The organism is Flavobacterium sinopsychrotolerans (assembly GCF_900110375.1).
In the GTDB taxonomy this organism is placed as follows: domain Bacteria; phylum Bacteroidota; class Bacteroidia; order Flavobacteriales; family Flavobacteriaceae; genus Flavobacterium; species Flavobacterium sinopsychrotolerans.
In genome coordinates this window covers 1-11558 of sequence record NZ_FODN01000010.1, presented here as the reverse complement: position 1 = coordinate 11558, position 11558 = coordinate 1, and the positions used below count along the sequence as shown (strand labels likewise).

Below are 11558 nucleotides of genomic sequence, written 5' to 3'. Positions count from 1 at the left end.
TTTTTTATTCTAAAGTAACGAGCTTATCCACGCTCCACGCTTCCGGTTTGTCATTGAATAATTTCTTGGTGAATGTCCAAACATCGTAAAAAAGTTCGGAATTTCTGTAATTTTCTAAATCAGCTTCGGTTTCCCAATAGCTGTAGGTAAAGAAAATACTTTTATTGTTTTTATCCTGATACAATTCTAAGAAACGATTTCCGGGCGCATTTCGTATTTTATCTTTCATTAACTCAAAGTTTTCTAAAAATGCAGGAATATGTTCCTCGTGAAAACTCAATTTTACTATTCGTACAAACATTAGATTTATGATTTTAGATTAACGATTTATGATTCCTTAACACTGCTACCTGAACACTATATTTATTATATCTCTATAATTCAATCCAAGTAAGCTATTCGCTGAACCTACTTTGGATGGATTGCTTCTAAAAATGGCAATTTCAAGAAAACCGGCTTCGTTGAAAATGGCTAATTTTTCGCCTTCATACGATTTAATCGGATATTTTTCAGAACTCGCAATTGCGGAATAGTTTGGTAAAATTGTTTTGATATTTTTGGTTTTCAAAACAATTTCATAAGGTCTTCCTTTGGCAACTTCGATAAAATATCTTTTAGAAATATTGGTAATTACATTCCCAAAATGATCAATGTAAATCACATGACCTTTTAATGAATTCCCATCATCTGAAATAGTGGCTTGCAGATTTGTAACTTGCTTAATCGTATTAATTTCTTTACCAATGACGTTCATTAAACCACCTTTGGCTAAATGGCAGGCTACTTTTACAAATACATCCAGATCAGTAGCTTCGCTTGGTAAACGATCGTGAATATTAATTGCAACAATTTTTTGCGGAACAATTTTTTGCGAAAGCATGCTTAAAATGCCATTATCAGCAGCAATAAAATAATGATTGTTCCATTGCATTACAATATGCTGATTTTCTTTATTCGATTCCATATCCACTCCTACAAGATGAACGGTGCCTTTTGGAAAGCTCGCGTAGGATGCTCCAATAATGTAACTTGCTTCTACCGTGTTGAATGGATCGATATCATGTGAAATATCAATAATTACAGCCTCGGAATACTCAGACAATATTTTCCCTTTCAGCGCACCTACAAAGTGATCTTTCAAGCCGTAATCGGTAGTTAGGGTAATTATTGACATAAATTTGTTTATAACTATTTGGTGTTATGTAAACCTAATTTTATTAAATTTGAGAAGTGCAAAGCTAATAATAGTAAACTCAAAAAACGAAAAACAAAAAACAATTTCTATTTAAAAACAAGAAATATACCCGACAGCTAATTGATTTATAAAAAAATTAATTCTAATTTAAAACTACCTCATTTGAACGAAAGAATAATCGAGCTCATAGACATCGCTCCAAAAGACTTTTGGGGCGCTCAAGACACTCATCTTGAAACAATTAAAAAATACTACCCAAAATTAAAGATTGTCGCTCGGGGAACAACTTTAAAAGCTTTTGGAGAAAAAGAGGTTTTAGACGAGTTCGAAAAACGTTTTCAACGATTGATGGTGCACTTTTCAAGATACAATAACATTGACAATAATGTAATCGAGCGTGTTATTCTTGGTGATGTTCAGGAAGATAGAAAATTTCAAGGACAGGATAAAATATTAGTGCATGGAGTAGGCGGAAAAATCATCAAACCAATGACTCCCAATCAGCAATTGTTGGTGGATACCATGGAAAAAAATGATATGGTTTTTGCCGTTGGACCTGCCGGAACCGGAAAGACCTACACTGGAGTCGCTATGGCCATTAAAGCACTTAAAGAAAAACAAGTTAAACGTATTATATTAACCAGACCAGCGGTAGAAGCAGGGGAGAACCTTGGTTTTCTGCCAGGTGATATGAAGGAAAAATTGGATCCGTACATGCAACCTTTGTATGATGCGTTGCGCGATATGTTGCCCAATGAAAAACTGGAAGATTATATTCTAAAAGGAGTCATCCAGATAGCCCCTTTGGCATTCATGCGTGGAAGAACGCTGGATAATGCTTTTGTAATATTGGATGAAGCACAGAACACTACACATTCCCAAATGAAAATGTTTCTTACCCGTATGGGAAAAAGTGCTAAATTCATGATTACTGGAGATCCAGGTCAGGTCGATTTACCACGAAGAACCATTTCCGGACTCAAAGAAGCATTATTAGTTTTGAAAGACGTCGAGGGAATTGGAATCATTTATCTGGATGACAAAGACATTGTGCGTCATAGATTAGTCAAAAAAGTAATTGATGCGTATAAGATGATTGAGAATAATGATTAAAACAAAAGGAGGCTTTATATAAAGCCTCCTTTTGTAATTTTTTTGATATTCTTAAAACATAGCACTCCAATTCTTGAATTCTATATCAGAAAGTGTATACTGATTTAAACTTTCAATAAAAGTTTGATAAGCGGTATTGAACAATGATTTTAGTTTGCAATTGTGTGATTGAAAGATACAAGGTTTTGAATCACAATTGACGATGGGCGCATCGTCTTGTTCTAACAGGTGAATCAAATCGCCTAATCGAATTTCTCTTGCTTTATCAGAAATCACTATTCCACCATTCTTTCCTCTTTTGGTGAGAATTAATTGGTTTGCAGATAAGAATTGAACCACTTTAATGAGATGATTCCGCGAAATTTTAAAAGTATTTGCTAAATCATCCAAAGAACTTTGTGGAGTATCATTTTTTTGATTTAAATACATCAAAACGCGCATACTAAAATCGGTAAAGTGATTCAATTTCATATTAAAATTTGCTAATTAAGGCTTAATAATTGGGGACCAAATTCTTCGTAAAGTATATTTTCTCTATTTACACCAAGTGCAACCAAAGATTGATATTGAACTTTTATAAAAATAGCCGGTCCGCAAATATAATATTTTGCATCCTCAATAAGGATTTCTTCTTTTATTTGATGCAAATCAATTCTTCCTTCGATAGCGTTTGTTTCTGATTCGGGTAAAGTTTCATAAAAAACGAAAGAGGTTAACCACTCATTTTCGTTGTTTAATTCCTCGATAGTATCTTTGAACGCATGAACATTTTCATTGCGACAACTGTGAATCCAAACTGTTCGATTTTTTTGAAGTGAATTTTTATTGGTTTCTACCATACTCATCATAGGAGTAAGTCCAACACCGCCACTAACTAATACCAAAGGATTTTTAGCTTTTGGATCTGCAAAAAATACCCCCGCTGGTGCGCTAACTTCAATTATATCACCTTCTTTTTTGTTATGTAATGCATTGGAAACAATACCATCAGGAGTTGTATTTTGACTGATTTCTTTTTTTACCGAAATTCTATAATATTCACTATTAGAATAAGAGGACAGGCTATATTGCCTAGGCTGTTTATGACCTAATTCAGGAATAAAAGCACTCACTGATATATATTGACCAGGATAGAAATCGGCAATTTCTTTGTTGTCTTCCGGCTTAAGGTAAAATGAATTAATTTCGTCGCTTTCTTTTACAATTTTGGAGATTATGAAGGTTCTCCAGCCTTTCCAGCCTCCTATTTTATTAATTGTTTTTTGATACATATCAGCTTCAATACTAATCATTATTTGAGCCAATTCATTGTAAGCACAGGTCCAGGCTTCAATTAATTCTAGTGTTGCGAGATCACCTAATACTTCTTTTATCGATCCAATTAAATGGTTTCCAACAATATCATATTGCGCTGGTTGAATATTTAAACTTACATGTTTATTTCCAATCGATTTTAATGTATTGATCAAAACAGTAGGATCTTCTATGTTTTCAGCATAAGCTAGAACAGCTCCACTCAAAGCATTTTGTTGTTTTCCACTAGCTTGATTTGCCATATTAAAAATATTTTTCAACTCGGGATTATTTGATAACATTCTTTGGTAAAAATAGGTGATCAAATCATTTCCATTTGTTCTTAAAATTGGCACAGTTGCTTTTATTAATTCTTTTTGACTTGCATTCATGACTTTATTATATTTTAATTTTTACAAATATAGCAATCATTTTACATATTGTTGTATTTAAAATACAACAATGTATTTTTTAAAATATCGTCAATAAAGATTAACCTAAACTTTTTATAATTTTTTGCGTTTCTCTCTAAAATTGAATAAATTTGGAATTGTTAAAAATGATAGTGAAAAACGAAAGATGACACAAGAAAAAATAAAAGTCGTAATAAGCGATTTAGACGGAACTTTACTCAATTCAGATCACAAAATATCCCAATACACCAAAACTGTTTTTCAAGAACTCCACAATCAAAATTATTTAATAATTGTAGCAACTGGCCGTCATCACTTGGATGCAATGCCTTTAGTGGAGGGTTTAGGATGTCCAGTTTATTTAGTTACTTCAAATGGAGCCCGAATTCATTCTCCTGAAAAAGAACTTCTATTTTCTTTCGATATAAAAAGCGACGACATAAAATCAATATTAAATTTAGATATTGACCCTGAGATTACGACCGTTTTATTCAAAGAAAATGTTTGGCAAACCAATAAAATAAACGAAAAATTAAATAGTTTTCAGACAGAATTGAATTACTTGCCTGAAATTGTTGATTTCGATACTTTGGATGATGTCAGCGGAATAAAATTATTTTTCACACACGAAAAACATTCCAAATTAATTGAATTAAGAGACCGAATTTTAGAAAATCATTCAGCAGCTTTTAGTCATGCTTTCAGCCTTCCTATTTGTTTGGAATTTATGGACAAATCAGTCGATAAAAGTGTTGCGATTGCCAAAATTTTGAAAAAAGAGAATTTTGTTTTTGAACAAACTATTTCTTTTGGTGATGGCTATAATGATGAAAATATGCTCAAATCCTCTGGAAAAGGTTTAGTTATGGAAAATGCACCGGACAGTTTGAAAGCGAAGCTGTCTCATTTAGAAGTAATTTTGTCTAATGATAATGAAGGAGTTGCGAAATATATAACTCAGGAATTATTGAATAATTAATTTCTTTAACCAACCATACTTCCCAATTTACCCATAAAATTAAAACCAAATGAACAAAAAAATAATCCTTATTATCTGTATTTTGTTTTCCATAATAATTCAAAGTCAAACGCTAAAACTGGAAGAAATCATGAAAGGCAACACTTTCATTGGCGCGCAACCAGAGAATGAAAGATGGTCTTTAGATGGACAGAAAGTTTATTTTGATTGGAATCCAAATAATGAATTGGGTACAAGTACTTATTTTTGGAAAAATGGATTATCAAAACCTGAATTAGCTTCGCCAAATGAAGCCGCTTTTTCAAAATTAGATTTAAAAAAAACGGACAATCCTGATTTGTATTATTATATCGATAAAGGAAGATTGTTTTCGTATTCCTTAAAAAGTAAAACCTCAAAAAAACTATACCAACAAAGCAGTCCAATTGCTAATTTACAAATGGGTGCTGTAGCAGGAATACTGTATTTCAGACAAAATGAAAACCTTTTTCAGTTCAATAACAATGAAGGTTCTATCATTCAAATCACTAACTTTCGTAAAGGAAAATCAGAAGAGAAAGCCACTGATAAAGAATCTTTTTTGAAAAGCCAACAAGAGGAATTATTTCAATTTGTCAGAGATCAGGAAGCTTTGAAAAAATGGAATTTGGCAAAATCAAAAACTACAAAATCAGATTTTCCAAAGCCTTATTATTATGGAAAAAACACTTTTGGAAACTTAAAAGTGGATCCAAAAGGCAATTTTGCGACTTTCAGATTAATAGAAGATTCAGAACGTAAAAGTGAAAAAATGGAACTTTTTATAACAGCTGATGGCTATAATCAAGTTGAAGATACGAAGGAAAAAGTTTCTGTAGATAATTTGTTGGCAACCAAATTCGGGATTTACAACATCGCCAAAGATTCTGTATATTTCATGAATTTTTCATCTTTGAGCCATATTCAGGATGTTCCTAAATATTTTGAGTTGTATGAAAAATCAAAAACTGCAGAAAAAAAGAATAAACTAATTGTGGTTCAGGAACCTGTTTACAATGAAAATGGTTCTTACGCAATTGCTGAAATAAGAAGTCAGGACAACAAAGACCGATGGATTGTCAGTTTAAATTTAGAAAATGGAACTTTCCAGGAATTAGATCATCAGCATGATGAAGCTTGGATTGGCGGACCCGGAATTCCTTCTAACTCTTATGGAAGAGGAACACTTGGGTTTTTGGGAGACAATGAAACCGTTTACTTCCAATCGGAAGAAACCGGTTATTCTCATTTGTATACGTATAATTTAAAGTCAAAAAAGAAAACACAACTCACCAAAGGAAATTGGGAAGTGCGCAACGTGAATTTGTCAAAAGATAAAAAGTCTTTTTATTTAACGACTACAACGACACACCCAGGAAACAGAAATTTCTATAAATTAGAAGTTTCTAATGCCGTTTTACAACCTATTTTGACTAAAGATGGCGCTCATGAAGTGAGTTTGTCTCCAGACGAAAGTTCCTTATTGGTTCGTTATTCGTATAAAAATAAACCTTGGGAATTGTATGTAGCGCCTAATAAAAAGAATACCAACTTAAATCAGATAACGTCTTCAACATCGGAAAGTTTCAAAGGATATTCTTGGCGTGAACCGGAAGTAATTACTTTCAAAGCGCAGGATGGGACTCCCGTAAATGCCAGATTGTACAAGCCACAAACTGCCAATGCGAATAAAGCCGCAATCTTGTTTGTTCATGGAGCTGGTTATTTGCAAAACGCGCATAATTATTGGAGTACGTACCACAGAGAATACATGTTTCATAATTTATTGGTCGATTTGGGTTATACCGTTTTAGATATTGATTATAGAGGCAGCGACGGATATGGACGAGATTTTAGAACAGGAATTTACCGTTTTATGGGTGGAAAAGATTTAACAGATCAAATTGACGGAAAGAAATTTCTAGTCGAAAATCATGGAATTGATGCTTCAAAAGTTGGGATTTATGGTGGTTCTTACGGAGGTTTCATCACGTTGATGGGAATGTTAACAACTCCCAAAGAGTTTGCTTCTGGAGCAGCTTTACGTTCTGTTACGGATTGGGTACATTACAATCATGGCTACACCGGAAACATTCTTAATTTCCCAGAGACGGATCCGGATGCTTACAAAAAAAGTTCTCCAATCTATTTTGCAGATAATTTACAAGGGGATTTATTGATGCTTCACGGTATGGTAGATGATAATGTAGAATACAAAGACATTGTTCGTTTGTCTCAACGTTTTATAGAATTAGGGAAGAAAAAATGGAGCTTGTCAAGTTTCCCAGTGGAAGCTCATGGTTTTAAAGAAACCTATTCTTGGGTTGACGAATACAGCCGAATCTTAAATTTATTCAACGATACGTTACTTAAAAAATAATTTTAGAGATAAAAATAAAATTTAAGAGTTCTGTTCTTTGGGAAACTCTATGAAATAGTTTTAAATTTGCAAAACAAAAAATAAACACACACAACTAGTATAATGAGCAACACCATCACAACTACTGATTTTAATTTTCCAAACCAGAAATCTGTTTACCGCGGTAAAGTACGAGAAGTATATAACATCAATGATGAACTTTTGGTTATGGTAGCTACGGACAGGCTTTCGGCTTTTGATGTAGTTTTGCCAAAAGGAATTCCATATAAAGGTCAAATTCTAAACCAGATTGCTACTAAATTCATGGAATTGACTGAGGATATTGTTCCAAACTGGTTAATTGCAACTCCTGATCCTAACGTAGCAGTAGGTCATTTATGTGAGCCTTTCAAAGTAGAAATGGTAATCCGTGGCTATCTTTCGGGACATGCTGCTCGTGAATACGCTCTTGGCAAAAGAGAAATTTGCGGAGTTTCAATGCCAGACTATTTGAAAGAAAATGATAAATTCCCAGAACCTATTATTACACCGACAACCAAAGCGGATAATGGAGAACATGATGCTGATATTTCTCGTGAGGATATTTTGTCGAAAGGAATTATTTCTGAAGAAGATTATGTTGTTTTAGAAAAATTCACAAGGGATTTATTTCAAAGAGGAACTGAAATTGCTGCTAGTCGTGGTTTGATTTTGGTGGATACCAAATATGAATTTGGTAAAACTAAAGAAGGTGTAATTGTCTTGATTGACGAAATTCACACACCGGATTCTTCTCGTTATTTTTACGCAGAAGGATACCAAGAACGTCAAAACAGCGGAGAAGAACAAAAACAATTATCGAAAGAGTTTGTTCGTCGTTGGTTAATCGAAAATGGTTTTCAAGGACTCGAAGGGCAACAAATTCCAGATATGACTGATGAATACATAGAAACCGTTTCTGAAAGATATATTGAATTATACGAAAATATCTTAGGAGAGAAATTTGTAAAAGCAGACATCACTAATATAGATGAAAGAATCGAGAAAAATGTTTTGGAATATCTAGCGAATAGATAGAACAATTTCCATAAAAATAAATAAAAACCGCAATTCATAATTTTGAATTGCGGTTTTTTATTTTTTAAATGCTGATTCATAACAAATAATCCATTCCTGAACCGACATTTTTTGGACGAGTTCAGCAATTAAGTCAAAAGGCATTTGGTTCATCTTCTTAAATCGGATGCAACTTTTTCCCATGTCTAATTTTAGGGTGCTGTGTTTTGGATATTCGGTAACAAACCAATTCAGTAATTTCGGCTTAGCATAAATTCCCATGTGGTAAAGCGCAATGAAATTTTTTTGAGAAGCGATGTTAATAAAGGGTAACGGGAGTTTTGGTTCGCAATGATAGCCACCAGGATAAATAGAATGTGGCACTACATAACCAATCATTCCGTATGACATTTGTTCAACAAATCCTTTTGGAATATTTTCTGTAATAGTTTCTCGGAGTTTTGTAAAAGCTATTTTTCTTTCCTCTGGGATTTCTTCTAAATACGCTTCTATTGATGTGGCAGTTGATTGCATTTTTATGAATTGTTTGAGTAAATTTAATAAAAAACCGCAATTCATAATTTGAACTGCGGTTTTTAGCCCCGATAGTAGTGGAAATCCTTTTCCTTTTTGCTGCCAAAAAGGGAAAGATTGCAATCTCGTTTTAGAACGAGACGGGATTAGCTCCTAAAAATTATTTGAAATAAGAGAATGTTTCTTCGTTTTCTAATTTCAACAAGGTTTCATAAATTAATTTGATCACGTTTTCAACGTCATCACGGTGCACCATTTCAACCGTGGTATGCATATAACGCAACGGCAAAGATATCAAAGCTGAAGCCACACCGCCATTACTGTAAGCAAAAGCATCGGTATCAGTTCCCGTAACACGTGAGGAAGCCAATCTTTGGAACGGGATTTCTTTTGCCATAGCAGTTTCTAAAATCAATTCTCTCAAATTATTCTGAACAGCAGGCGCATAAGTAACTACAGGACCTTTACCAATTTTTGTATCTCCTTCAATTTTCTTTTCAATCATTGGAGTAGTGGAGTCATGACAAACATCAGTAACAATAGCTACGTTTGGTTTGATGGTTTTGGTAATCATTTCGGCACCACGAAGACCAACTTCTTCCTGAACGGAATTGGTAATGTACAATCCAAAAGGAAGTTTTATTTTGTTTTCGTGTAGCAAACGAGCTACTTCGGCAATCATAAACCCACCCATACGGTTATCAATCGCGCGACAAACAAACTTGTTTTCGTTCAAAATCATGAATTCGTCAGGATACGTAATCACGCAACCTACATGAACACCCATTTTATCTACCTGTTCTTTGGTTTCACAACCAATATCAATAAATAGATTATCAACTTTAGCTACTTCTTCTTTGCTTCTATTTCTAGTGTGGATAGCAGGCCAACCAAAAACACCTTTTACAATTCCTGCTTTAGTATGAATATTAACGCGTTTTGAAGGTGCAATTTGGTGATCCGAACCACCATTTCTAATCACGTAAATTAATCCATCATCCGTAATATAATTGACGTACCATGAAATTTCGTCAGCATGACCTTCAATCACGACCTTATAAGGTGCATCCGGATTTATGATTCCAACAGCAGAACCGTACGTATCCGTTATAAAAGTATCAACATAAGGTTTCAAGTATTCCATCCATAATTTCTGCCCGCCACTTTCATATCCTGTAGGTGATGCATTATTAAGGTAGTTTTCTAAAAACTCAAGTGATGACTTGTTTAATATTGATTTAGTGCTCATAAAATTATTTTTTTGCTAAATTATAAATTTGGCATTACAGTTGTGTATATAATGTATAATTTTGGCAATTAAATTTTCCTATATGAAGCTAATTAAATTTTTGTTGTTTTATTTATTTACCACTCTGTCTGTTAATGCACAAGTAATACCTCAGGATACCACAAAGATGGGGTATGAGTTAGAAGATGACGAATCCATTCTTAATGATACTATTCAATTACCAGAAGTTTTAATATATAAGGGGAAAACGGATCCCGAAGCAAAAAAGCAATTCTTAATCCTTCAAAATCGTGTTTATAAAACCTATCCTTATGCAAAACTAGCTTCGGAGCGATTGACCATTCTTAATAAAGGAATGGCTAACCTTAAAACAAATAAAGAGAAAAAAAGATACTTTAAAATAGTTGAAAGTTATTTGAGTGACGAGTTCGAAGCCAAGCTCAAAAAGCTTTCCCGTAAACAAGGTCAAATATTGGTAAAGTTAATACATCGTCAAACTGGCACCACAACTTATGAATTAGTAAAAAACCTCAAAAGTGGCTGGAAAGCATTTTGGTCGAATACCGCGGCAAGTATGTTTGACATTAATTTGAAAACAAAGTATGCACCTTTCGATGTTAATGAAGACTATCTGATAGAAACGATATTAGTGCGGGCATTCGATTCCGGAAGATTACAAAATCAAAATCCGGCAAAACCAGTTGATTATGATAATCTAACTGATTCCTGGGAGTCCAGAGCTGAAAAGCTGAAAAAATAATTTTCATTTTGGCGTTCCTTATAAAATACAGAGAGGCGATTATCGTAAAGGGTAATCGCCTCTCGGTATTTTATAAGTCGGGCTATTCGCTACAAGTCCTCGTCCGATTGAGTTTGAGACTCAACGGAACTGTGGGCTTTACGCTGCTATCCCTAACGCGGGTTTCGGTAAACCAGAGTTTTTTGTTGTTTTGACGTATATGATCTTACCTTATATATAGGATAGAAAGGAAAAGCGATTTTTGTTACTATATAAGGTATAGCATAAAACCATTTTATTGATCCAGAGTAGTTTTTTTGTTTGAATACAGGCAAGTTAGGCTATTTTGAAGGAGTAGAGCTTAGTGAAGAGCTGCTAAAACATGAACAAAGATTGAATTTCTAAAGCTTTAGTCAATAAAGGAGGGAAGTTGACAGCCGTACAATCGCACTGAAATCGGCGATTTTGGATTGAAATGATGTTTATCGGCAATTGGGCTGCTGTTTTGTGTAAAAAACTTTTACTTTCAAAATTCACGGTTTCAGCGAGTTAAAGTAAAAGTTAAGAAAAGGGTAAAAAAAAGGTTTAAAAAAGCTTGAATAACGCAATA

Annotated in this window: 11 protein-coding genes; 5 read left to right on the top strand and 6 right to left on the bottom strand. The window is 33.7% G+C overall.

All coding sequences use genetic code 11. The annotated features are described in order from the left end of the window. Positions 1-4 precede the first annotated feature (4 nt). Positions 5-301 (bottom strand): putative quinol monooxygenase, encoded by a 297-nt coding sequence (locus BMX64_RS14725; protein WP_073354958.1) that lies wholly within the window; start codon positions 299-301, stop codon positions 5-7. 45 nt (positions 302-346) lie between these two features. Further along, complete coding sequence (locus tag BMX64_RS14720; RefSeq protein ID WP_091173958.1) at positions 347-1174, bottom strand: SAM hydrolase/SAM-dependent halogenase family protein; 828 nt, start codon at positions 1172-1174, stop codon at positions 347-349. 183 nt (positions 1175-1357) lie between these two features. Between BMX64_RS14720 and BMX64_RS14715 the strand changes: the two genes are divergently transcribed. After that, complete coding sequence (locus tag BMX64_RS14715; protein WP_091174050.1) at positions 1358-2308, top strand: PhoH family protein; 951 nt, start codon at positions 1358-1360, stop codon at positions 2306-2308. A gap of 51 nt (positions 2309-2359) precedes the next feature. Here BMX64_RS14715 and BMX64_RS14710 read toward each other — a convergent pair whose 3' ends face one another. Continuing rightward, entirely contained in the window at positions 2360-2779 is a 420-nt protein-coding gene (locus BMX64_RS14710; RefSeq protein ID WP_091173954.1) for an Rrf2 family transcriptional regulator, read from the bottom strand. A gap of 11 nt (positions 2780-2790) precedes the next feature. Continuing rightward, positions 2791-3993, bottom strand: a complete 1203-nt coding sequence (gene hmpA / locus BMX64_RS14705) for an NO-inducible flavohemoprotein (protein WP_091173951.1) — start codon at positions 3991-3993, stop codon at positions 2791-2793. A gap of 187 nt (positions 3994-4180) precedes the next feature. On the opposite strand from hmpA, the gene BMX64_RS14700 reads away from it, so the two are divergent. The 3 genes from BMX64_RS14700 (at position 4181) to BMX64_RS14690 (ending at position 8447) form a co-directional block, all read left to right on the top strand. Further along, a complete protein-coding gene (locus tag BMX64_RS14700; RefSeq protein WP_091174046.1) occupies positions 4181-4993 on the top strand; it encodes an HAD family hydrolase in 813 nt (270 codons plus the stop codon). 49 nt (positions 4994-5042) lie between these two features. After that, a complete protein-coding gene (locus BMX64_RS14695) occupies positions 5043-7391 on the top strand; it encodes a S9 family peptidase (protein WP_091173947.1) in 2349 nt (782 codons plus the stop codon). 102 nt (positions 7392-7493) lie between these two features. Continuing rightward, entirely contained in the window at positions 7494-8447 is a 954-nt protein-coding gene (locus BMX64_RS14690) for a phosphoribosylaminoimidazolesuccinocarboxamide synthase (protein ID WP_091173944.1), read from the top strand. Between the two features lie 57 nt (positions 8448-8504). On the opposite strand, the gene BMX64_RS14685 is transcribed toward BMX64_RS14690, so the two are convergent. Beyond that, positions 8505-8960 carry a DUF1801 domain-containing protein gene (locus BMX64_RS14685; protein ID WP_091174044.1) on the bottom strand — a complete coding sequence of 152 codons (456 nt, stop codon included), beginning with the start codon at positions 8958-8960 and terminating at the stop codon, positions 8505-8507. 160 nt (positions 8961-9120) lie between these two features. Beyond that, positions 9121-10209, bottom strand: a complete 1089-nt coding sequence (locus tag BMX64_RS14680) for a M42 family metallopeptidase (RefSeq protein ID WP_091173941.1) — start codon at positions 10207-10209, stop codon at positions 9121-9123. Between the two features lie 82 nt (positions 10210-10291). On the opposite strand from BMX64_RS14680, the gene BMX64_RS14675 reads away from it, so the two are divergent. Next, the gene (locus BMX64_RS14675; RefSeq protein ID WP_091173937.1) at positions 10292-10969 is read left to right on the top strand and encodes a DUF4294 domain-containing protein; all 678 of its coding nucleotides are present in this window, start codon (positions 10292-10294) and stop codon (positions 10967-10969) included. The last annotated feature ends 589 nt before the right edge of the window (positions 10970-11558 follow it).

Excerpts from the sequence above, each read along its gene's own strand:
- BMX64_RS14690 (WP_091173944.1), top strand. The coding sequence starts at position 7,494 with ATGAGCAACACCATCACAACTACTGATTTTAATTTTCCAAACCAGAAA.
- BMX64_RS14675 (WP_091173937.1), top strand. The coding sequence starts at position 10,292 with ATGAAGCTAATTAAATTTTTGTTGTTTTATTTATTTACCACTCTGTCT.
- BMX64_RS14700 (WP_091174046.1), top strand. The coding sequence starts at position 4,181 with ATGACACAAGAAAAAATAAAAGTCGTAATAAGCGATTTAGACGGAACT.
- BMX64_RS14695 (WP_091173947.1), top strand. The coding sequence starts at position 5,043 with ATGAACAAAAAAATAATCCTTATTATCTGTATTTTGTTTTCCATAATA.
- BMX64_RS14720 (WP_091173958.1), bottom strand. The coding sequence starts at position 1,174 with ATGTCAATAATTACCCTAACTACCGATTACGGCTTGAAAGATCACTTT.
- BMX64_RS14680 (WP_091173941.1), bottom strand. The coding sequence starts at position 10,209 with ATGAGCACTAAATCAATATTAAACAAGTCATCACTTGAGTTTTTAGAA.
- BMX64_RS14710 (WP_091173954.1), bottom strand. The coding sequence starts at position 2,779 with ATGAAATTGAATCACTTTACCGATTTTAGTATGCGCGTTTTGATGTAT.
- hmpA (WP_091173951.1), bottom strand. The coding sequence starts at position 3,993 with ATGAATGCAAGTCAAAAAGAATTAATAAAAGCAACTGTGCCAATTTTA.
- BMX64_RS14685 (WP_091174044.1), bottom strand. The coding sequence starts at position 8,960 with ATGCAATCAACTGCCACATCAATAGAAGCGTATTTAGAAGAAATCCCA.
- BMX64_RS14725 (WP_073354958.1), bottom strand. The coding sequence starts at position 301 with ATGTTTGTACGAATAGTAAAATTGAGTTTTCACGAGGAACATATTCCT.